Annotated in this window: 16 protein-coding genes; 3 read left to right on the top strand and 13 right to left on the bottom strand. The window is 73.7% G+C overall.

All coding sequences use genetic code 11. The features are described 5' to 3' along the window. Positions 1–77: 77 nt before the first annotated feature. The 3 genes from ACZ7BZ_RS22305 to ACZ7BZ_RS22295 all read right to left on the bottom strand — a co-directional run bounded on the left by ACZ7BZ_RS22305 (position 78) and on the right by ACZ7BZ_RS22295 (position 2,684). Positions 78–770, bottom strand: a complete 693-nt coding sequence (locus tag ACZ7BZ_RS22305; RefSeq protein ID WP_470359807.1) for a hypothetical protein — start codon at positions 768–770, stop codon at positions 78–80. 344 nt (positions 771–1,114) lie between these two features. Further along, the gene (gene lysA / locus ACZ7BZ_RS22300) at positions 1,115–2,461 is read right to left on the bottom strand and encodes a diaminopimelate decarboxylase (protein WP_470359806.1); all 1,347 of its coding nucleotides are present in this window, start codon (positions 2,459–2,461) and stop codon (positions 1,115–1,117) included. A 40-nt stretch (positions 2,462–2,501) separates the two neighbouring features. Further along, positions 2,502–2,684 (bottom strand): hypothetical protein, encoded by a 183-nt coding sequence (locus tag ACZ7BZ_RS22295; protein WP_470359805.1) that lies wholly within the window; start codon positions 2,682–2,684, stop codon positions 2,502–2,504. A 366-nt stretch (positions 2,685–3,050) separates the two neighbouring features. Here ACZ7BZ_RS22295 and kdpB point away from each other — a divergent pair, with 366 nt between their 5' ends. The 3 genes from kdpB to ACZ7BZ_RS22280 all read left to right on the top strand — a co-directional run bounded on the left by kdpB (position 3,051) and on the right by ACZ7BZ_RS22280 (position 6,978). Continuing rightward, positions 3,051–5,231 carry a potassium-transporting ATPase subunit KdpB gene (gene kdpB, locus ACZ7BZ_RS22290; RefSeq protein ID WP_470359804.1) on the top strand — a complete coding sequence of 727 codons (2,181 nt, stop codon included), beginning with the start codon at positions 3,051–3,053 and terminating at the stop codon, positions 5,229–5,231. 185 nt (positions 5,232–5,416) lie between these two features. After that, a complete protein-coding gene (locus ACZ7BZ_RS22285; protein WP_470359803.1) occupies positions 5,417–5,926 on the top strand; it encodes a universal stress protein in 510 nt (169 codons plus the stop codon). A gap of 575 nt (positions 5,927–6,501) precedes the next feature. Then, entirely contained in the window at positions 6,502–6,978 is a 477-nt protein-coding gene (locus ACZ7BZ_RS22280; RefSeq protein ID WP_470359802.1) for a hypothetical protein, read from the top strand. Between the two features lie 64 nt (positions 6,979–7,042). On the opposite strand, the gene ACZ7BZ_RS22275 is transcribed toward ACZ7BZ_RS22280, so the two are convergent. From ACZ7BZ_RS22275 to ACZ7BZ_RS22230, 10 genes are all read right to left on the bottom strand, one after another. Beyond that, on the bottom strand, positions 7,043–9,034 hold the full coding sequence (locus tag ACZ7BZ_RS22275) for a putative Ig domain-containing protein (protein ID WP_470359801.1): 1,992 nt from the start codon (positions 9,032–9,034) through the stop codon (positions 7,043–7,045). Positions 9,035–9,398: 364 nt separating this feature from the next. Further along, positions 9,399–10,016, bottom strand: a complete 618-nt coding sequence (locus ACZ7BZ_RS22270) for a hypothetical protein (RefSeq protein ID WP_470359800.1) — start codon at positions 10,014–10,016, stop codon at positions 9,399–9,401. Between the two features lie 228 nt (positions 10,017–10,244). Next, positions 10,245–10,718 carry a hypothetical protein gene (locus ACZ7BZ_RS22265; protein ID WP_470359799.1) on the bottom strand — a complete coding sequence of 158 codons (474 nt, stop codon included), beginning with the start codon at positions 10,716–10,718 and terminating at the stop codon, positions 10,245–10,247. Between the two features lie 594 nt (positions 10,719–11,312). After that, positions 11,313–11,549 carry a phosphopantetheine-binding protein gene (locus tag ACZ7BZ_RS22260; RefSeq protein WP_470359798.1) on the bottom strand — a complete coding sequence of 79 codons (237 nt, stop codon included), beginning with the start codon at positions 11,547–11,549 and terminating at the stop codon, positions 11,313–11,315. A 264-nt stretch (positions 11,550–11,813) separates the two neighbouring features. Further along, on the bottom strand, positions 11,814–12,347 hold the full coding sequence (locus ACZ7BZ_RS22255) for a flavin reductase family protein (RefSeq protein ID WP_470359797.1): 534 nt from the start codon (positions 12,345–12,347) through the stop codon (positions 11,814–11,816). A 3-nt stretch (positions 12,348–12,350) separates the two neighbouring features. Next, positions 12,351–13,724 (bottom strand): preATP grasp domain-containing protein, encoded by a 1,374-nt coding sequence (locus tag ACZ7BZ_RS22250; protein WP_470359796.1) that lies wholly within the window; start codon positions 13,722–13,724, stop codon positions 12,351–12,353. Next, positions 13,724–16,309, bottom strand: coding sequence for an amino acid adenylation domain-containing protein (locus tag ACZ7BZ_RS22245; protein WP_470359795.1), 2,586 nt, complete (start codon positions 16,307–16,309; stop codon positions 13,724–13,726). Before ACZ7BZ_RS22245 ends, ACZ7BZ_RS22250 begins: the two co-directional genes overlap by 1 nt. Before the next feature lie 83 nt (positions 16,310–16,392). Beyond that, complete coding sequence (locus ACZ7BZ_RS22240) at positions 16,393–18,111, bottom strand: ABC transporter ATP-binding protein (RefSeq protein WP_470359971.1); 1,719 nt, start codon at positions 18,109–18,111, stop codon at positions 16,393–16,395. Between the two features lie 53 nt (positions 18,112–18,164). Beyond that, positions 18,165–19,802 (bottom strand): ABC transporter ATP-binding protein, encoded by a 1,638-nt coding sequence (locus tag ACZ7BZ_RS22235; RefSeq protein ID WP_470359794.1) that lies wholly within the window; start codon positions 19,800–19,802, stop codon positions 18,165–18,167. Positions 19,803–19,939: 137 nt separating this feature from the next. Continuing rightward, positions 19,940–20,983: a methyltransferase gene (locus ACZ7BZ_RS22230; RefSeq protein WP_470359793.1), complete on the bottom strand. Its 1,044-nt coding sequence runs from the start codon at positions 20,981–20,983 to the stop codon at positions 19,940–19,942. Positions 20,984–21,165 lie beyond the last annotated feature (182 nt).

Here is a 21,165-nt window from a genome sequence, read left to right as displayed (position 1 = left end):
TCGTGCGAGAAGTCGGCCCGGCCGCCTTCTCGCCCTTCGCCTCGTGAGCCAGCGCCGAAACGCTGCGTGATGGTTCATCAGCTACCAGCCGGCGAATGCGTCCTCGTCCGACCCGACTCGGCAACGGCGCTGCGGCGGTCGGCCCGGCCGAGCCCGGCAGCGCTGACACCGTTGATCCACACCGCGGCCAGCAGCCGCCACAGAGGTTCCACCACGGCCACCGCGGGCACCACGAGCGAGACCAGGGATATCAGCAGCAACGGGCCCACGACGACACCGAACCGGGCCAGCCAGCGCGGCCCGAGCCCCTCGGCGAGTGCGCGTCGCGACACCGACCACAGCAGCCCGGCGAGCCCGGCCAGGTGGATCGGACCGCCGATCACCAGAGTGAGCCGGGCCAGCACCAGCAGCGTGCCGTCCCCCGCACTGCCCGCGACCACCGTCAGGGACAGCGCCAGCCCACTCGATAACGTGAAGGCCCCGGCGGCGAGCCAGGTCGCGTACCTCGCCCGGCGACCGGCGCCCACCGCGGCGGTCGCACCGAGTCCGAACCACAGCAAGCCACCGGCGGCGATCAGTTGGAGCAGCGACGACACCGTGACCGCCGTACCACTGTGGTCGTAGTAGTCCCTCAACTGGCCCGGCGTGGCGGTGGGCAAGTAGACGGAGCTCCGGGACAGCGCCGCCCCGAAGACCAAGCTGATGACGAAGCCGACCACGAAGACCGGCCCGCCGCGGCGCCACGCCGCGCGCGAACTCCTTCTGTCCATGTCCCCCTCATTCCGAGTCCGACCACACAGCCACGCCTGCATCGGCGGAGGTCGTGCACCTCCCGACGCGACTGCGCCCAGCAAACCCGGAGCCCTCGTACGCCGTCGTCGTACCAGTGGAGGGAGTTCCGCTACTCCCCGGGGAGTAGCGCCTCCGGCGAGCCGTGCGCCCGGTCCCCGGCTCCCGTGATCACGCACCCGGTGCTGCACACAGCGGTCATCGCCCCCTGTTCCTGGCCCTCGCGGTGGACCCCGGCCGCCCGAGGTCCACCGCCGAACGACTCGTCGGCCTGGCCTGCACGAGAAGTCGACCGGCCGACTTCCCGTGCAGCATCCGTCCGGTGTCAGCGGCCGACTTCGCGCAGGCGGAAGTCCTCGACGGTCTCCCGCCGGATCAGCAGCCGGGCCCGGCCGTCCTTCACCGCTGCCACCGCCGGGCGGCCGACCAGGTTGTAGCCGGAGGCCATCGACAGCTGGTACGCCCCGGCCGCCGGGACGGCCAGCAGGTCGCCCGGGCGGAGGTCTGCGGGGAGCACCGCATCGCGCACGAGTACGTCCCCGGCCTCGCAGTGCCGCCCGACCACGTCCACCCGGGCCGAGCCCGCCTCCGAGCGGCGGCCCACCAGGCGGACGCTGTACGGGGATCCGTACAGCGCCGGGCGCGGGTTGTCGCTCATGCCGCCGTCCACGGCGACGAAGGTGCGGCCGTCCGCCGTGTGCTTGACCGAGAGCACCCGGTAGACGGCCACGGCGGCCGGGCCGACGATGGCGCGGCCGGGTTCGACGGTCAGGCGGGGCACGTCCAGTCCGGTCTCGGCGCAGCGGACCGCGAGCCGGTCGGTCACCCGGACGGCGAACTCGGCGAGGTCGAACTCGGCGTCTCCGGGGAGGTACTTGATGCCGTGGCCGCCGCCGAGGTCGAGCTCGCGCAGCTCGACGCCGTGCCGGTCGCGCACCTCCGCGAGCAGGTGCACCAGCGCGTCCATCGCCTGGAGGTACGGCTCGACCGAGGTGATCTGCGAGCCCAGGTGGCAGTGCAGCCCGACCAGTTCCAGCCCCGGCTGGTCGAGCACCCGGGCGATCGCGTCGGCCGCGTCGCCGCCCTCGATCGGGAAGCCGAACTTCTGCCCGCCGACCGCCGTCCGCACCTTCGCGTGGTGTCCGGCGGCGATCCCGGGGACGACCCGGACCAGCACCTCCTGCGGGGTGTCCGCCGCCACCAGCGCCGCCAGCCGGGCGATCTCGGCCGGGCCGTCGATCACGATCCGGCCGACCCGCAGCCGCCGCGCCAGCCGCAGTTCCTCCGGGGACTTGGCGTTGCCGTGCAGCAGGATGCGCCGGGCCGGGAAGCCCGCCGAGACGGCCAGCCAGAGTTCACCGGAGGAGCAGACGTCCAGGCCGAGGCCCTCCTCCGCCGCCCAGTCGGCCATCGCGCTGCACAGGAAGGCCTTGGCCGCGTAGAGCACGTCGGCGTGCGGCAGCGCCCGCCGGTACGCCCGGGCCCGGGCCCGTACCTCGCCCTCGTCGAGCACGTACAGCGGGGTGCCGAACCGCTCGGCGGCCTCCGCCAGCCCGACCCCGCCGACCAGCACCTCGGCTCCCGGGCCGGGCCGCGCCGAGGCCGGCCACGGGCCGCCGAGCGCGTCGCCGGGGGCGGGGGTCGGAACCGGTGGGGCGATCAGCTGGGTCATGGCGACTACTCCTGCGGATGGTCGGGAAAGGTGGCTCGGGTCAGTCTTCGTAGTGCAGGGCGAAGCGGCAGTGCGCCGGGCGGGTGCGGGCGTGGTCGACGGCGCCCGGCCGGGGTGAGGGCGGCTGGGGCCGGTCCTGGCGGTCGGTGGCGGGCAGCAGGCGGACGGTGCGCGCGGGCGGCTGGGCGGCGTCGACGTCGATGACGGCGGTGGCGGTGGTCACGGCGGGGCTCCTCGGGAGGCTTCGGCGGGCCGTCGTCCGGCGGCCCCGGATCCAGTGGAGACCCTCCGGCCACGGTTCGCACCCGGCCTTGACGCACGGCCTACGCATCGGGGGCGTACCTTGACGACTTCCTGACATGCCCTTCATCCCGGGCCGGCGAACGGGTGTTCGTGCAGGTGGGGGCGGATCGATCATGGTGTCAGGGAACTGTCAAGAACCGGCGCTTCCCCGCCAAGCCCGCGTCAAGAGCCGCATGACCCGGCGGAATCCGGTGGTGGGCTGGCCGCCGTCCCCCGTCGCCACCGAACCCGCCGCCCCGCCGCCGAGAAGCCGAGGAAGGGGCGGCCCGGAAGGTCCCCCGAGACGATGCGCCGTTCGGCCCTCACCACACCGGATGCCACCGCCCCCCGAACCGACTGGTTCCGTCGCCCGGAGCCCGCAACCCCGGAGCCGCCACACCCCAGCCACCGTCCGTCGACCCCCGGGGGCCGCCGCGCCCTGATCACCCGGCAGCAGCTCGCCGAGGCCCTGCCGGCCGCCGCCCGCAAGCTCCACCCGCGCACCATGATGCGCAACCCGGTGATGCTGGTGGTCGAGACCGGCTCGGCGCTCACCACGATCAACGCCGTCCTCCAGCCGAGCGTGTTCGCCTGGGTGATCTCCTTCTGGTTGTGGCTGACGGTGCTGTTCGCCAACCTCGCCGAGGCGGTGGCCGAGAGCCGGGGCAAGGCGCAGGCCGACTCGCTGCGCCGCGCCCAGGCCGGAATGACGGCCCGGCGGCTGCTGCACTGGCGGGTCGGCGCCCGCGACCACCGCCACGAGGTCGTCCCCGCCGAGGAGTTGACGCTGCACGACATCGTGCTGGTGCCGGCCGGGGAGGCCGTCCCACGGGACGGCGAGGTGGTCGAGGGCGTCGCGAGCGTGGACGAGTCCGCGATCACCGGCGAGTCCGCGCCGGTGATCCGCGAGTCCGGCGGCGACCGCACGGCCGTCACCGGGGGGACGAAGGTGCTCTCCGACCACCTGGTCGTCCGGGTCACCTCCCGCCCCGGGCAGAGCTTCGTGGACCGGATGATCGCCCTGGTCGAGGGCGCGAACCGGCAGAAGACTCCGAACGAGATCGCCCTCAACATCCTGCTGGCCTCGCTCACCATCGTCTTCCTGCTGTCCGTGGTCTCGCTCCAGCCAATGGCGATCTACGCCCGTGCCCCGCAGACCACCGTCGTACTGGTGGCGCTGATGGTCGCGCTGATCCCGACCACCATCGGTGCCCTGCTGTCCGCGATCGGCATCGCCGGGATGGACCGGCTGGTCCAGCGCAATGTGATCGCCCTGTCCGGCCGGGCGGTCGAGGCCGCGGGCGACGTGGACGTGCTGCTGCTGGACAAGACCGGCACCATCACCCACGGCAACCGCCGGGCCGTCGCCCTGCACCCGCTGCCCGGCGCGACCACCGAACAGCTCGCCGAGGCCGCCCAGTTGGCCTCCGTCGCGGACGAGACCCCGGAGGGGCGCTCACTCGTCGAACTGACGAACCGTCAGTACTGGGTGCCGCCAAGGGCCCCCGGCGAGCTCGGCGAGCAGCGGCCGGTCCCGTTCACCGCGCACAGCCGGATGAGCGGCGTCGACCTCACCTGGCCGGACGGCACCGGCTGTCTGATCCGCAAGGGCGCGGCCGCGGCCGTGGCCCGCTGGGTGGTGGACTCCGGCGGCCGGATGCCGATGGAGGCGAAGCCAGTGGTCGACCGGATCGCCGAGGCGGGCGGCACCCCGCTGCTGGTCGCCGTGCACGACCGGCACGGCGCCCGGGCGCTCGGCGTGGTCGAGCTCAAGGACGTGATCAAGGAGGGCATCGCCGAACGCTTCGCCGAGCTGCGCCGGATGGGCATCCGCACCGTCATGGTCACCGGCGACAACCCGCTCACCGCCCGGGCGATCGCCGGGGAGGCCGGGGTGGACGACTTCCTGGCCGAGGCCACCCCCGAGGACAAGCTCGCCCATCTCAAGCGCGAACAGGCCGCCGGCAACATGGTGGCGATGACCGGCGACGGCACCAACGACGCGCCCGCCCTCGCCCAGGCCGACGTCGGCGTCGCGATGAACTCCGGCACCGCGGCCGCCAAGGAGGCCGGCAACATGGTCGACCTCGACTCCAACCCGGCGAAGCTGATCGACATCGTCCGGGTCGGCAAGCAACTCCTCATCACCCGGGGCGCGTTGACCACCTTCTCGATCACCAACGACGTCGCCAAGTTCTTCGCGATCATCCCCGCGATGTTCGCCCACGCCTACCCCGGGCTGCACGACCTCAACATCATGGGCCTGCACAGCCCGCAGTCCGCGATCGCCTCCGCGATCATCTTCAACGCGCTGATCATCGTCGCCCTGATCCCGCTCGCCCTGCGCGGCGTGCGCTACCAGCCCGCCTCCGCGACCGACCTGCTCCGGCGCAACCTGCGGGTGTACGGACTGGGCGGGCTGATCCTGCCCTTCCTCGGCATCAAGGCGATCGACCTGCTGATCGAGTTCGTGCCCGGACTGGGCTGACCGGCGCCGCAGTCAGGGGCGCCGCTGTCAGGGGGCCGTCAAGAAGTGGGCGACCGACGTCATGGAGGTGTCAGCGCCGGTACGGACGGATCGGTTCCGGGATTCACTGGAGGCATCCGGTGCAAGGAGCGACCGGCCGGCAGGACTCGACCGAAGAGCTACCGGAGAGACGGAGGCGAACGGCCATGACCGGGACCACGAGCGGGACCACCAACGGCACCACCCGAGTGATCGTCGGCCTGAGCGGGTCGCTGAGCAGTCTGGCCGCCCTCTACCACGCCGTCGGCGAGGCGGCCCGGAACGCGGCCGTGCTGGTGCCCGTCGCCGCCTGGACGACGGGCGACAGGGACGACCTTCGCCCGCTCTCCGAACTGGAGCACGCCGCCCGTCGCCGCCTGGACATCGCCTTCGAGCAGGCGTACGGCGGCTACCCGTCCGGCCTGGTCATCCACCCGATGGTGGTGAACGCCGAACCGGGGCCCGCCCTGGTCGCCGCCGTCACCGGACCGGACGACCTGCTCGTCCTCGGCGCGGCCACCCGGCGCCGCTTCGACCGGCTGCGCGGCACCTCCGTCGCCCGGCACTGCCGGCGCCGGGCCGGCTGCCGGTTGATCGAGGTCTCGCCGTCGGCGCTGCTGACCCGGCTGGAGCTGCCCGCCCGTACCGGGGCACCGCTGCCGCTGCTGGCGCGGTAGCGCCGCCGCCGCGAAGGCGCCGGACTCGACGCAGGTGCGTGCCGAGCACCGTGCGTCCGGTTGGTCCGGTAGGGCGATCGAAGCGGCCGGGGAGCGGGTGTCACGAGGGGGCCCGGGCACCATTCGCACCCGTCCGGCGCTGGTCGATCCTCCAGGGGCGCACCTCACCTGCCGGTGTTCCAAGGGGAGTTGCCGGTTCCGCGGGCCGAATTCGACAGAGCTGTCGAAGTTGGCATGACCGGGCTATGCTGTCGACGGGTCCGAAGGTGAAACCCCTGCCCCGTCGACGTCCGCACCACCCTGGCGCGCCCGACCGGAAGGAGGCGAGACGCATGGACCACACCCCTGCGGATCGCGACCCGCTCGACGCCCCTGCCCGGCACCGTGTTCCCGGGTCACCCGCTGGCATAACTCCGGTGCACCACTGAGTCACTGACGTTCCGTCAACTCGGTGCACGCCCCTTCACCGTCCGGCCGCCCGGGCGTGCCCCGGGCCGTTCGTCGCCGTTGTACGGGGGGTGAGTCGCCGCGCCCGCCCCAGCCTCCCGGCCCCGCTGCCGAGGAAGAGGTTTCCCATGACGACGTCCCGACTCCTCCCCCGGCCCCGCGAGGCGGCGGTGCTGGCCGCCGTGCTCGGGCTGCTCGTACTGGAGGAGGTCGCCCTCGGGCTGGCCGAGGAGGGCGACCGCCCGGTCATCGGCGGCATCCTGATCGGCGTCTCCTGTTCCGGCCTGCTGGCGGTCGGGGCCGTCCTGCTCGGCCGCTGGCTCGACGCCCGCCGCCCGCTCCCGCTGCCCCCGCCCGGCCCCCACGGGCGCGAGTACAGCGCCCGTGCGCTGGAGGGCTTCCCGATGGAGGCCGTCCGCCCGCTGCTGCTCGCCGAACGGGCCCCACAGCTGGGTCAGTTGTATTCCGCCTGGATGCTCGCCCGGACCGGGCGGCCGGCCCCCTGGATCGCCCGGCGGCTGCAACTTCCGCTGGGAGCCGTCCAGTTGCTGGTGGATGCGGCCCGCGCCCACGCCGACGGCCCCCGGCCGCTGCCGGAGGGGTGACGGATCATGACGCCGGCCCCGCCACCGTGAACCGTGGTGGCGGGGCCGGCGTCGGAAGGCGGGATCAGCTCTCGCGGCCCGAGGCGTCGTCGATCAGGAAGGAGGTGGTCGGGTTGGCGCCGGTCTCGTGGGAGACCAGTTCGAGGCCGATGGTGGTCCCCCAGCCGACCTGGCCGATGAGCGGGGAGAGGTCCACCGACTGGTACTGGTAGCCGTTGGTCGGGTTGCGGCCGCTCCAGGTCTTCACCGTGCCGAGCGGCTGCCCGGTGTACTGGTCGATCGCCACCAGCGACAGCGTGTCGGCGGCGGGTGCCGCGGGGTCGACCGGCGCCACGTCCAGCCAGAAGGAGAAGCTCGCCTGCCCGTAGCCCGGGTAGGTGTTGAGGTAGGTGGTGATCGAGTCGTCCGTCCCGGTGTTCTGGCCGAGCCAGGCGTACCAGGAGCCGGAGTGCGGCGCGTGCAGGCTGGACGGGGTGATGAGGTTGTAGCCCGACGGGCTCCAGGCGTCCGTCATCACGGTGTGGTTCACGTCCGCCGAGCCGTTCTCGAAGCCCGGGTCGATGAGCTGCTCGATCCCGCCGCAGCCCGTTCCGCCGGAGGCGCTGACGTTCTCCCAGAAGCCGGTGGAGGCCGCCTTGCCAGCCGGGTCGGTCGCCGTGACGGTGATCCGCTGGTAGCCGTTCGTGGCGGCGGCGGTGCCGGAGATCACCCCGCTGTGGGCGTCGACGGCCAGCCCCTGCGGCAGTCCGGTGGCGCTGTAGGTCAGGGCCGCGCCGCTGCTGGAGACGCCCACCGCCGGGATCGACAGCGGCTGCCCGGCCTTGTCGGTGCGGTCGCACATGGTGCTCACCGAGACCGGCGGGGAGGCCACGACCGGGTCCGAGGCCATGCACAGGTGGTCGGCGTTGGACCACAGGGTCTGCAGCGGGAAGGAGCCGGTCGAGAGGTCCTCGGTGAACAGCCCGCCGTTGGAGCCCTTGGGGATCCAGGCACACTTGTCACCGATCTCCTGGCCGGTGGCGTCGGTCCAGCCGCCGGGGGTGTTCGGGTCGCTCACCGTCTCCGCGTACTCGTGGCCGCCGATGATCCCGTAGCCGTCCAGCCGCCCGCGCGGGGTGTTCTCGCCGAACCAGTTGGTGCCGCAGCCGGCCACGTCCGTCAGGTACGGCATGTTGGTGTAGGCGAGCTGGCCGTACGGGGAGCGCTGGAAGTCGTGCCAGGCGCAGTAGCCCAGCTCCTTCCACTTGTCCGGGTCGGTGCCCTGCGGTGAGTCGATGACGTACTGGACGTTGCGGTTCTGCGCCTCGGTCAGGTTGCCGAAGTGCTTGGCGGCGGCCAGCGCCTCGGCGCCGAGCTGCGGCTCGGTCGCGGACTGCGGCGCGGGGGCGGCGTTGTCCACCCAGACGCCGGCGAGCACGCTGCCCGGCTGCGGGTACGGGATGTGCGCGGAGCCGGCCGGGCACTGGACGGAGCCGGCGGCGATGCCCTCGCAGTACTGGGTGAGCACGGCGCTCCAGCCGTCGCCGGCGCTGCCGAGGCCCTTGAAGAAGTCCTGCTGGTAGGGGGCCGCCTGGTCCGGGTCGCCGGTGGTCACGGTGTCGCCGGTGGCGTTGGTGGACGGGGTGCCCCACTGGGAGCCCCAGAGCACCAGGTAGACCTTGGGCGCGCCGATCACCACGCCGGTCGACTCCTGGCCGCCCTTGTAGGTGACCTGGAGGTCGTACTGGTTGGCGACGTTGCCGTCGCCGTGCTCGCCGGTGCCCGGGTCGGCGCCGTCCACCAGCTGGGGCGCCTTGGTGGTGGCGCCGACGGGCCCGGCCTTGGCCGCCCCGACCCGGCGCGGGCCGGACTTCTGCGGGGCGGACTTCTGCGGGGAGACGGCCTTCGGGGTGCCGGGCCGGGCCGCCACGGTGGTGGGCTGCGGCGCGTGGGAGTCGGCCATCGCGGACAGCGGACTGCTGAGCGCGGCACCGGCCAGCGCGGCCGCGAGCGCCACCAGGGCGGTGCGCGGGGCGCGTCGGGCGCGTCCGGGCGTGCGGGATCGGAATCTGAACACGGGTCGGGTTCCGTCTCTCGTGACGTGGGGGGGAGGGGTGCACGGGTGGGGCACACATGCGGTCCGGGAGGACGGGGAACGGGGTCTCACTCCGGGCCGACCACTGTGCAATGCGCCATATGATATTTCACTGATGGGCGCGCACAAGGCCCTCCGCGCGACGCCCGGCAGCGCCACCCGACCACTCGCACACCCCTCGGCGGGTCACCACGCCCGCCCCGCCCGGCCCGATCGCCCGCGAACCTGCCGCGTGCCGACTCCCCGGCCGGGCACCGATTTTAACCGCCCCTTACCCGACCACACTCCGTCTTGACCCGCTGCCCACCCGGGCGGTGAACCGTCTGGCCGCTCGGGCGGCGGACCGTCAGACCCGCCGCCCCGCGCTCGCCTGCGCCACCAGGAACGGCACCAGCCCGCGCTCCGCCAGGGCCGACCGCCAGGCGTCCCGCGCCTGCACCAGCTCGCCCGGCCCCTCCGCCGCCCCGGACTCCGGGCCCCGCCCCCGCGCCGCCGATCCCAACAGCCCCAGCCCGCCGACCAGCAGACAGACCGCCGCCACCCCGGCGGCCACCCAGCCGGCCCCCACCAGCGCGTGCCCCAGCACCGCCAAGTCCTCGGCCAAGCCCAGCAGATGGCCGAGCACCAGGAAGGCCACGGCCGCGGTGACCGCGATGACCGGCACGATCACCCCCAGCACGCCCCACCAGCCGGACGCCCGCTCCCGCGCCGGCGCGTCCACCGGCAGCCGCGCCACCGCGTCGGCGTCCGCCCGCAGTGTCGCGTAGCGCTCGTACTCCGGCGCCGCGGCGGCCAGCACGTACTCGGCGTTCTCCCGCGCCGTCCGCCGCAGCCGCTCCACCCCGCGCGCCTCGTCCCCGCTGTCCCGCAGCGCCGCCCGCACCTGCGGCGCGGCCAGTGCCCTGCCCAACTCCGTCTCGAAGTCGGCCCGATCCTGCTGCGGCAGTCGAAGCGGCCTGTCCATGCCGTGCCCCCGTTCGCTGTTCACTCCGAGCCTTAGTTCTACAGCACTGTAGAACAGGGGGCCAGAGCCGGACCGGCCCCTTCACCTGTGGAATCGTGAAGCGGAACGGCTGCCTCGGCGAACCGCCGACACCCCGGACAGCACCGAGGCCCGGCCGGAGGGCCGGGCCACGATGAGGGCGACGGTGACGGGCGGTCGGGGGTCCCGGGGGGCGGCCGGCCGGGCGGCTCAGCCGGCGGCGAGCGTCACCCGGCGGCTGTCGGCCGAGGCGGACGGCGACGCACCGATGTTGGAGACGGTGGCGATCACGACGGCATCGACGTCCGGGATCCAGTTGGAGGTCTTGGACTGGACGATCAGCTGGCGCTGCTGCTGGTTGCCGTCGCAGACGATGTCGGCCTCGGCGGTGCGGCTGGAACCGAACGCCTTCGAAGCGGCGTCCTCCGGGTCCGTCTGCTCGACCGAGACGGTGAGCGACCGGGCCTCGTCGGCGACCGAGCAGAGGTAGCCCACGTCCACCCGGACCCGGCCGGGCACCTTCGGGTCGATCCGGGCCTCACCGAGGGTGACCGCCGTACCGGGCGAATCCCGCACCGCACGCCGGGCCGGGGCCTGCGCCGGGGCCGGGTCGGCGGCCAGGGCGGGAGCAGCGAGGCCGGTGAGGGCCGAGGTCAGTGCTGTCAGGACGATCCACCGCTGCACGAGGGGCTCCAAGAGTTGGGGACGCGTTGCGGCCGACGCTAACCGTCACTCAGAGCACCTGCGCGCCGGGTCGTCCGATCGTCGTACGGGCGCTCCGGCGGCGGGTGGCCGATCGGGCAACGGTCCCGGCCGTCGCGGCGAGCGCCCGCAACGCGTCATCCGGCCGGCCGGTGAACTCCGCCGCCCGGGCCTCCCCCGGCACGTCCGCCCCCTGCTGGGGCTCGGGGACGCGGAACCGGAGACGCCCGCACGAAAACGCGCGCACGGAAACGCGGACCCGGAAACGCGGACCCGGAAAGGTCCCGCAATGCCGGACGGCCACCGGCCGGTGTTCAGTGGATTCCACGGGCGACGAACCAGGCCAGGGCGAATCCGCCGACGGCCACCGCCGGCCACAATCACCGCTGGATTCCGGGACGCGACGACCGGGGCCCACGCCCAGCGCAGCGGCCGGGAATCCTGGCCCGGTCCCGCGGCGTCCGTTCGTCATTCCGGGTGACGACCTTTCCGAGGTCCGCGGCCAACAGGGAGCCGATGCCGAACAGCAGGATCCCGAGGACCGCGCTCAGGCCGGGGCGGCACTCAGGCCCGCGCTCAGGCCGGGGCTGCGGCGTGCCGCTCGGCGACCAGGGCCACCAGGTCGCCGAACTTCCGGTGCGAGACGATCTCGATCGCGTCCACCGTGACCTGGAGCTTCTCCTGGATGTCGGCGGCCAGGTAGACGGCCACGATCGAGGTTCCGCCGCACTCGAAGAAGTCCGTCCCGGCGGTGACCTCGTCGCACTTGAGCAGTTCGGTCCAGATCGCCGCCAGCTGGCTGTTCAGATCCATGTCACATTCCTCCCGGTGGGAGTCCCGGCGAATTCACAGGACATTCGTGGAAAACGGAAAGTACGGGATCCGGCGGGCCCGGATCCGCATTCGCGCACGAACTCGGTGGGTGTCGGCGAACGTCACGGGCGGCACACGAGCTGATATCGATCCGATGACCCGTCAACTCTTTCACGCACGGCCTATTGCGTCAAGGTGCGAACGAACCCACCGGCATTCCGGCGGGCGCGCCGGTCAGTCATTCCCGGTGCCCCGGGAAGTCGGTCAGTGTTTCAGGACGTTGAACCGCCCCCGGTGGTAGAGCAGTGGACGACCGGGCCCGCCGGCGTCCCCCGCGATCACCTCGGCCAGCAGCACCCGGTGGTCCCCGGCGGGCACCCTCGCCACCACCCGGCAGACCAGCCAGGCGGGCACGTCGTCCAGGATCGGTATCCCCCGGGGGCCGGGCGCCCAGCGGGTCGGCGCGGCGAAGCGGTCGATCCCGCTACGCGCGAAGGTGGCGGCCAGCTCCTGCTGGTGCTCCCCGAGGATGTGCACGCCGACGTGCTCGGCGTCGGCGAACACCGGCCAGCCGGAGGAGCCGGTGCTGATGCCGAAGGAGACCATCGGGGGGTCGGCGGCGACCGAGGTGAGCGAGGTGGCGGTCAGTCCGACCGGCCGCTCCCCGCACGCCGTGATCACGGCGACCCCGGCCGCGTGCCGGCGGAAGGCGGACCGGAACAGCTCGCCGGACGCCGGCTGTGGTCCGCGGAGTCCGGCGGCGGGCGCGGTGCGGGTCCTTCCCCGGGCGGCTGCCACGGCTCAGCCCGTCGGCCCGTCGGCCGCGAACAGCGGCTTCAGCGCGCGGTCGCGGGCCCAGGCGGAGCCGAGGTCCTCGGCCACCACGCAGTACATGACGCCGTTGTTGCCGTCGAAGGCGTTGGTCAGCACCACTCCGGTGCGGGTGGCCGGGTCGTAGCCGAGGCCGGCCTGTCGGATGGCGGCGTGGGCGGCCGGGAACGACGGGGTGGACCAGCCCTCCGGCCAGACCCGTTCGAGGATGACCCGGTCCTTGCCGAAGCCCTCGCCGACCCCGTACCGGCCGATCCGCCCGTAGATGTGGGTGGATCCGGTGACCCGGCCGTTGTACTCGGTGAAGAGCACCTCGCGCTCGGGCGTGACGATCGCGTCCGGGCCGAGGATGCCGCGGTAGCCGATCGCGTGCAGCGCCTCGGCGAGCCGGCGGCCGCCCTCGATGATCCGCTCCAGCACGTCCGGCTCCAGGCCCTGGGAGGGCATGATCTGGCCCACCGCGTAGGGGGCGGAAAGCAGTTCGCCGTCCCCGGTCAGCTCCACCCCGTCCTCGGTGAGCAGGAACTCGGTGAAGAAGGCGGAGCTGTCGCGGACGTAGCGCTCCGCCACCGGACGCCCCCGGCCGGCCGCGGTCAGCCACTCCCACCGCTCGCGCAGGTAGGACCGCACCTCGGCGCGGCCGTCCACGGTGATCACCCGGCGGGCGCCGATCGGGCGGAACCGCTCGCCGGTGGTCAGGATCTCGTTGCCGCGCCCGCCGGAGAGGTAGTCGTGCTTGACCACCACCGGTCCGCCGCCGAGGAGTTCGAGGATGGCCTCCTCGGCGGCTTCCGGGCTGGTGCAGACGGCGCCCTCGGGCAGCGGCACCCCGGCGCCGCCGGCGATGGTGCGGAACGCGGACTTGCTGTTGGCCAGCACGCCGCCGGCCTGGTCGACGAAGCCGTAGCCGGGCATCGCGTCCTGGACGCCGAGGGTGCGGGCCAGCCGGGCCACCGCCGCGTCCGGCCAGAGCGCGGACAGATGGGCGACCGTACGGTCGCCGACGGCCTCCTCCAGCGCCTCGACGAACTCCGGGTCGGCCAGCCGGGCCGGGGAGAGGGTGCCCTCGCTGCCGGCGTGGGCGGGCGGGACGACGACCGTCAGGCTCTGCCGCCGCACCCCGGTGTGCGAGGTCACGTAGTCGAGGAAGGCCTCCTCCGGGCGCACCGGCAGCACCAGGACGTCGCCCTCCTCGGCGAACCAGGCGATCCGCTGCACCCACCAGCCGGTCCAGCCGCGGTCGGTCCGGACGTCCTCGCTGAAGTCGTTGGCGATCAGGATCCGGGTCCCGTCGCCGGTGCCGCGGGCCGCGCGGGCGGCCCGCTCGCTGGGCAGGATCAGCATCAGTTCTCCCGTTCGATCAGGGTCGCCATGGTGGCGACGGTCGGGGCGGCGAGGACCTCCACGAGGTCGAGTTCGACGCCGAACCCGTCCTGGAGCGCGGACAGCAGTTCCAGCAGCCGGATCGAATCCCCGCCGCTGGCCATGAAGTTGCCGTGCAGGTCGGCCGAGGGGACACCGAGGACCCGGCACCAGACGGCGGCCACCGCGATCTCGGTCGCGGTCCGCGGTGCCTCGCCGGGGCCGGCCGCGACCTCCTCGGGGGCGGGCAGCGCGGAGCGGTCCAGCTTGCCGGTCGGGCCGAGCGGCATCCGCTCCAGGGCGAGCAGGCGCCAGGGCACCGCGTACTCGGGCAGGGTGCGGGCCAGGTAGCGCCGGAGTTCCTCGGGGTCGGGCGGGAAGGCCGTCGCGGGGGTGACGTACCCGACCAGCCGGGCCACCGGCTGCCGGGTGTCCACGGTGAGCACGGCCTCGGCGACGGTGGGGTGGCCGCGCAGCACCGCCTCGATCTCCCCGGGTTCGATCCGGTGGCCGCGGATCTTGATCTGTCGGTCCTTGCGGCCGCGGAAGACCAGGGCTCCGTCGGCCCGGCGGCGCACCAGGTCGCCGGTGCGGTAGAACGGCGTTCCGTCCGGCCCGGTGCCGAACGCCGTTGCGGTGACGTCGGGTTGCCGCCAGTACCCCTCGGCGACCCGCTCGCTGTGGATCTCCAGTTCGCCGCAGAGCTCGGTGGGGTGGCCGTCCTGGTCGACGAGCCGGATCCGGACGCCGTCGACGGGGTGGCCCACCGGCAGCGCGCCGCTGCCGAGGTCGGCCCGGCCGGCCAGGTGCTGGGTGACCAGGGTGCACTCGGTCGGGCCCAGCCCGTTCACCAGCGCGCTGCCCTCCGGGAAGGCGCCGAGGAACCTGCGCAGGTCGTGCTGGGTGGCCTCCTCGCCGCCGAGCACCACCGCACGGACGGCCGCGAGCGTCGGCTCGGGCCGGACGGCGTCGGCGGGGAGGTCCCCGGTGAGATGCCGGAACAGCGTCGGGGTGCAGTGCACGATGCTCGCCCCGGCCGCGGCCAGCCGGCCGCGCAGTTCGGGGGCCGGCAGCAGCGGGTCCAGCACGTGCAGGGTGGCGCCGGTGAGCAGGGCGCCGTAGAGGTCCATGACGGCGGCGTCGAAGGTGTAGCGGGCCAGCAGGGGCACCTGGTCGCCCGGGCCGAGCCGGAGCCGGTCGGCGTAGCAGAGCCCGTGGGTGAGGACGTTGTGCCGGGTCTGGGTGACCGCCTTCGGCTTGCCCGTGGAGCCCGAGGTGTGCAGCAGGTAGGCGGGTGCGCCGGGGTCGACGGCCCGTCCGGGATCGCCCGGCTCCCCCGGGTCGGGAGGCTCCCCCGGGTCGGCCCGGTTCCCCGGATCGGTCAGGTTCAGCGGGAGGACGTGCCGGCCGCGGAACACCGCCGCGGCGCGGTCGGCGAGTTCGGGGTCGCAGACGACCGCGCCGACCTCGGCGTCCAGCAGGAGGCGGGTGAGCCGGGCGTCCGGCTGGCGCGGGTCCAGCGGGACGTACGCGGCACCGGACTTGAGCACCGACCAGACGCCGACCACCGAGCCGAGGTCATGGGCGCAGAGCAGGGCGACCCGCTTGCCCGGGCCGCCGGCGCGGCGCAGCCGGCGGGCCGTCGCGCTGGTGATCCGGTCCAGTGCGGCGTAGCTGAGCGTGCCGGACGGGCCGGTCAGCGCGGGCCGCTCGCCGTGGGCCCGCGCGGTGCGGCGGAAGCGGTCGACCAGGTCCTCGCCCCGCTCGGCGGGCGCGGGGGCGCGGTGGCCCGCGGGGACGGGCAGCCGCCACTCGGGGAGGGGGACCGGGCCGTCCTGCACCCGGAGGTCCCGCAGCGGCTGGCCGGGCTTGGCCACGGCCTCGGAGAGCAGGGTCAGGCAGTGGCCGAGGATCCAGCCGGCGGTGGCGCGGGAGATCAGGCTCGCGTTGTAGTGCAGGGCGAGCGCGCCGCCGTCGTCCGCCAGTTCGAGGGCGAGGTCGGGCGCCACCGCCCGCAGCTCCGGCTCGGCGGGGCGGCCGGCCACGGCGCGCAGCTCGGGGGCGGTGACCGGCGGCGGGCTGCCCAGGGCCTCGGCCGCGGCGGCCCGGCAGCGGAGCAGCTCCTCGGCGAAGGGGGCGTCGGGCCGCAGCTCCAGGCGCAGCGGGCGGATCCCGGGCCCGCCGGCCGACCCGGTCGTCGGTGCGGCGGCCTGCCCGGCCGTCGGGCCGGCAGCCGGTGGGGCCGTCGGTGCAGAAGCCGGTACGGCCTCGGCGAAGGAGCCGGCGTCCAGGCCGAGCAGCAGGTCCGTCTGCCCGGTGTGCCGGTGCAGCACGGCCGCCCACACCGTGAGCAGGGTGATCGCCGCCGGGACGCCGGTGCTGCGGCCCAGTTCGACGAGCAGGGCGGTCGTCCCGGCGGGGAGCGGCACGCTCTCGGTCTCGCCCCGGTACGGTCCGGCGGTGAGCCGGGGCCGGTCGGTGGCCAGGTCGAGCGGCGCCGCTCCCGCCGTCGCCTCCCCGTCGAGATCGGGCCGGCGACCGGCGCCGGTCGGCTCGGTGCCCTCCATGACTGCTCCTTCCGGGCTTCAGCTTGGTGGTGGATTACCGGTCCGATCCGTCATGCCTGGTCCCGCCGGGGAGCGCCCGCCGGTCAGCCGGAGGGCAGTACGTCGGCCGGGTCTCCGTGCCAGGAGTGCCACAGCCGGGCGTAAGGGCCGCCCTGGCGGACCAGTTCGTCGTGGCTGCCGGTCTCACTGATCCGGCCGTCCTCCATGACCACGACGCGGTCGGCGTCGTGCGCGGTGTGCAGCCGGTGGGCGATGGCGATGACGGTGCGTCCGGCCAGGACGGCGGCCAGGGCGCGCTCCAGCTGCCGGGCGGCGCGCGGGTCGAAGAGCGAGGTGGCCTCGTCCAGGATCACCGCGTACGGGTCGGTCAACACCAGCCTGGCCAGCGCCAGTTGCTGGGACTGGACCGAGGTGAGCGCGATCGCCCCGGAGCCCACCTCGGCGTCCAGGCCGAGTTCGGACGCCCAGTCCCAGGCGTCCACCGAGTCGAGGGCCTTCTCCAGCTCCTGGTCGGAGGCGTCCGTCCGGGCGATCAGCAGGTTGTCCCGCAGGGTGCCCCGGAAGACGTGCTGCTCCTGGGTCACCAGGGCGATCTCCCGGCGCAGTTCGGCCAGCGGGATGTCGGTCAGCGCGGTGCCGCCGATGGTGATCGCGCCGGCCCGGGGGGTGTGGATGCCGGCCAGCAGCGCGCCCAGGGTGCTCTTCCCGGCGCCGGACGGGCCGACGATCGCGAGCCGCTCCCCCGGTTCGACCACCAGGTCGACGGAGTGGAGGACGTCCTGCCCGTCGCGGTAGGCGTGGGTGACACCCTGGACCACGATGTCCTTGCCGCTGGGGACGTGCTCCGCACCGGCCTCGGCCGCCTCCCCGCCGGTGCCGGCCGCCTCCTCGGCGGGGCTGCTGACGCCGAGGATCCGGGCCAGGGCCGTGCCGCCGACCTGCAGTTCGTCCATCCAGTACAGCAGCCGGTCGACCGGGCCGATGATCTGCTGGACGTAGAGGGTCGCCGCCGTCACGGCCGCGATCGAGACGTGCCCGTCCAGGTACAGCAGCCCGCCGACCAGCAGGGTGGCGGCCACCGGCAGGATGTACCCGGTGTCCGCGATCGGCAGGTAGACGCTGCGCAGGTAGAGGGTGCGGCGCTCGGCCGCGTAGGACTCCGCGATGTCCCCGTCGACCCGGGCGGAGCGGTGGTCGGCCAGCCGCATGGCCTCCACCGTGCGGGCGCCGTCGACGGTCTCGCTGAGGCCGCCGGTGAGCCGGGCGTAGGAGGCGTTGGCCCGCAGGTAGCCGGCCCTGGCCCGGCGCAGGTACCACCGGGTGGAGAGCCACAGCACCGGTACCGCGACCAGGCAGGGCAGCACCAGGACGGGCGCGGTCAGGGCGATCGCGCCGAGCGTCAGCGCGACCGTGGCCAGCGCCACCAGGGTGTCCGGGACGGCGAGTTGCACGGTGTTGGCGAGGACGTCGATGTCCCGGGTGGTGCGGCTGATCAGGTCGCCGGGGCCGGCCCGCTCCACGGTGGCCAGCGGCAGGGCGAGCATCCGGTCGACGAACTCCTCGCGCAGCCGGGCCAGCACCTTCTCGCTGAGCTTCAGCGAGGCGAGCATGGCGAAGCGGGTGAAGGCCGCCTGGGCGACGACGGCGACGCAGATCGTCACGGCGACGCGGGTGACGTCGTCGACTCCCTTGCCGGCGTCCTCGACCAGGCCGCCCAGCAGCTTCGGGGCGACCAGCCCGGCCACCGTGGCGAGGGCGTGCAGCAGCAGCGCCAGGGAGAGCTGCCGGGGGTACTGGAGCATGAGGCGCCGGGCGTAGGAGCGCACCTCTTCGGGTGTTGCCACGGGCAGGATGGTCACGCCACTGCTACCTCTCGGGTCACGACGGATCGATAGCGGGCGTTGCCGAGCAGTTCCTCGTGGCTGCCCTCCGCCACGGCCTTGCCGTGTTCCACGTAGACCACGTGGTCGGCGTGGTCCAGCACGATCGGGCTGGTGGTGAACACCACCGTCGACCGGCCCCGTCGGTGGGCGCCGAGCCGGGCGGCCACCCGGCCCTCGGTGTGGGCGTCCAGCGCGCTGGTCGGCTCGATCAGGATGAGGGTCTCCGGGTCGGCGACCAACGCCCGTACCAGGTTGAGCCGTTGCTGCTGGCCGCCGGAGAACTCGCGGCTGCCGAGGATCTCCTGGCCGAGGCCGTCCGGGAGCGCGTCGACGATGTCGGCCGCCGAGGCGTCGTCGATCGCGCGCTCCAGCCGGCCCGTGTCCTCGGCCGCGCGGGCGTCCGGGTCGAGCTGGGCGCCCAGGGTGCCGGAGAACAGCCGGGCGCCGTGGTCCACCACCAGGATCCGGCGGCGCACCTCGTCCAGCGGGAGGTCCGCCAGCGGGACGCCGCCGTAGCTGGCGGAGGAGTCGGTGTACCGGCCGAGCCGGTCGGTCAGCAGCTGGGCGTCCCCGGCGGTGGCGCAGGCCACCGCGACGAACCGGCCCGTGGGCAGGTCGATCCCGGACTCCGGGTCGCGCAGCGCGCCCTGCTCGGGGAGGTCGGCCGCATCCCGGTCACCCGAGGTCAGTTCGCGCTCCAGGGAAAGGAATTCGGATGCCATCCGGGCGCCGACCAGGGCTCGGGTCAACTGGTCGACCATGGTCGTGGCCCGGCGCAGCTGCTCGGCGAGGAACACCGCGTAGCCGTAGAAGGCGACGAGTTCGCCCGGGCTCATCCGGCCGCTGTCGACGAAGTGGGCGCCGAGCCAGACGATGGCGGTGATCAGGAGCCCCGGAAGCAGCAGCCGGCCCGCCATCACGTTGGCCTCGACGGCGGCCACGCGGACGCCCTCGCCGCGCACCCGCTGGGAGCGCTCGTGGTAGCGGGCGGCGAAGACCTTCTCGCCACCGATGCCGCGCAGCACGCGCAGGCCCTCCACGATGTCCACGGCGAGGTCGGCGAGCGCCCCCTGCTCCTTGCGCAGGCCCTGCTGACGGCCGTGCAGCACCCGCATCAGCCGGGCGATGGCCCAGGCCGACAGCGGCACGCCGACCAGGGCGACCAGGCCGAGCGGCCAGGAGACCGTCAGCATCACGCCCGCGATGACCACGATGGACACCACGGCGCCGCCGCCGCGGGCGGTGCTCTCCAGGGCGATGCCGATCCGGGTGATGTCGGTGGCGCCGACGCTGACCACCGAGCCGGCGGACACCCGGCGCGGCAACTCGGCTCCGATTGTGGCGGCTTGACGGGTGACCAGCTGCATCGTCCGGTAGCTGGCGCCGAACCGGTTGGTCACCGAGCAGCGGTCGCGCAGGGTTCCGGTGACGGCCTGGATGACGCCCAGGGCGAGGACGACGGCGCTCCACAGCACCAGCGCCCCCTTGTCCCGGGCGATCAGCCCCTCGTCGATGCCCCGGCCGATCACGGCGGGCACGAAGGCCTGGGCCAGCGTGCAGACCACTCCGTAGCAGACGGCGAGGATGACCGAGGTGCGGTGGTTGGCCACCAGCCATAGGAGGTAGCGACTTGGGGAGCCGAGTGCGGGCCTGCCCGGATCTGGTTCGGGGAACTGGCGCATGTCGTCCAACACTTGTCATCTGGGGGGCACCCCCCGCGTCGGCAGGGCAGGTGCGACGGAAGGGACTAGGCCTTGGTGCCCATGCTGAGCCCGTGCTCGTACGGGAGCCCGCCTATGGTCTTGACGTCGCCGAAGCCTACCCGCTGCAGCCACGCCTCGTAGTCCTTGGCCGGGTAGGCCATGCCCTGGCCGCTGGCGAGCACGTTGAAGTAGAGGCCGAGCCGGGCGGAGAAGATCCCGCTGGTCTCGTCGTCGGAGACGTTGTAGCCGTAGACGAAGACCTTGCCGCCGGACGGCAGGGCGTCGTACGCCTTGGCCAGCAGCGCGAGGATCTGGTCCTCTGCGAAGATCTCCAGGACGTGGCTGAACAGCACGGCGTCGGCGCCGGCCGGGAACGGCTCGGTGAAGATGTCCCCGGGGTGCAGGACCACCCGGTCGGCCAGCTCCGGGGTGACGGCGTGCTCGGCGAGCCGCGACACGCTGGGCATGTCGAAGACCGTCGACCGGAGGTCCGGGTGGCGCCGGGCGAGCCGGACCGAGGTGGTGCCGTCGCCGCCGCCCACGTCCAGCAGGTGCCGCACCGGGGCGAACTCGCCGCGGTCCACCAGCGCGTCCACCGAGCGGAGCGTGAAGGCGCTCATGGCGCGGTGGAACACCGCCTCCAACTCCGGGTTCCGGGCGAGCCGTTGGTAGAGCGTGGGCTCGTCGCCGGGGTGGTCGGCGAGGGCGAGGTTGGTGCCGGCCCGCAGGGCGGCGGTCATGTGCGAGAAGGCCGGGTAGTAGACCTCCTTCCAGCCGACCACGATGTGGGCCCAGCTGTCCGGGGCGTCCGAGGCCAGGAGGTCCCGGGCCACCGGGGAGTTGGCGTACGCCCCGTCCGTCCGCTCCAGCAGCCCGGTCGCGCAGACGGCCTGGAGCAGCACGCGCAGCTGGTGGGCGGGGATTCCGGCGAACGCGTGGATCCGCTCGAACGTTGCCCCGGGGTGGTCCGCGAGGAACCGGAAGACGTCCAGTTCGACGGCCGTCGCCACCGCGTTGAAGAGGGCGGGGGCATTCACCAAGAACCGGAAGCGCTCGTAGACCGGGTCACCCTCGTGCGAGTCGCTCATGGGATGAGCATTCCCTTCCTGGACCATCAGCTGACGAATTCCGACCTTGAGGGGTTCCGACGCGGGGATCGCCGATCCGGGCACGGCTGCGGCCCTGGCGATTCGATCCGTCGGAAATGGGTCCTGAGTGGAGATGTCGCTTCTTACGCGATCCATGTCCGCGCACAATGGCGGATTATTAC

It is taken from the genome of Kitasatospora sp. NPDC036934, from assembly GCF_055608425.1.
This window is presented reverse-complemented; position numbering and strand designations above follow the sequence as displayed.

What these genes read in the sequence shown, in the direction of transcription:
- ACZ7BZ_RS22305 (WP_470359807.1), bottom strand. Translation starts at nt 770, where the DNA reads ATGGACAGAAGGAGTTCGCGCGCGGCGTGGCGCCGCGGCGGGCCGGTC.
- lysA (WP_470359806.1), bottom strand. Translation starts at nt 2,461, where the DNA reads ATGACCCAGCTGATCGCCCCACCGGTTCCGACCCCCGCCCCCGGCGAC.
- kdpB (WP_470359804.1), top strand. Translation starts at nt 3,051, where the DNA reads ATGCGCCGTTCGGCCCTCACCACACCGGATGCCACCGCCCCCCGAACC.
- ACZ7BZ_RS22285 (WP_470359803.1), top strand. Translation starts at nt 5,417, where the DNA reads ATGACCGGGACCACGAGCGGGACCACCAACGGCACCACCCGAGTGATC.
- ACZ7BZ_RS22280 (WP_470359802.1), top strand. Translation starts at nt 6,502, where the DNA reads ATGACGACGTCCCGACTCCTCCCCCGGCCCCGCGAGGCGGCGGTGCTG.
- ACZ7BZ_RS22270 (WP_470359800.1), bottom strand. Translation starts at nt 10,016, where the DNA reads ATGGACAGGCCGCTTCGACTGCCGCAGCAGGATCGGGCCGACTTCGAG.
- ACZ7BZ_RS22260 (WP_470359798.1), bottom strand. Translation starts at nt 11,549, where the DNA reads ATGGATCTGAACAGCCAGCTGGCGGCGATCTGGACCGAACTGCTCAAG.
- ACZ7BZ_RS22250 (WP_470359796.1), bottom strand. Translation starts at nt 13,724, where the DNA reads ATGCTGATCCTGCCCAGCGAGCGGGCCGCCCGCGCGGCCCGCGGCACC.
- ACZ7BZ_RS22245 (WP_470359795.1), bottom strand. Translation starts at nt 16,309, where the DNA reads ATGGAGGGCACCGAGCCGACCGGCGCCGGTCGCCGGCCCGATCTCGAC.
- ACZ7BZ_RS22240 (WP_470359971.1), bottom strand. Translation starts at nt 18,111, where the DNA reads ATGCTCCAGTACCCCCGGCAGCTCTCCCTGGCGCTGCTGCTGCACGCC.
- ACZ7BZ_RS22230 (WP_470359793.1), bottom strand. Translation starts at nt 20,983, where the DNA reads ATGAGCGACTCGCACGAGGGTGACCCGGTCTACGAGCGCTTCCGGTTC.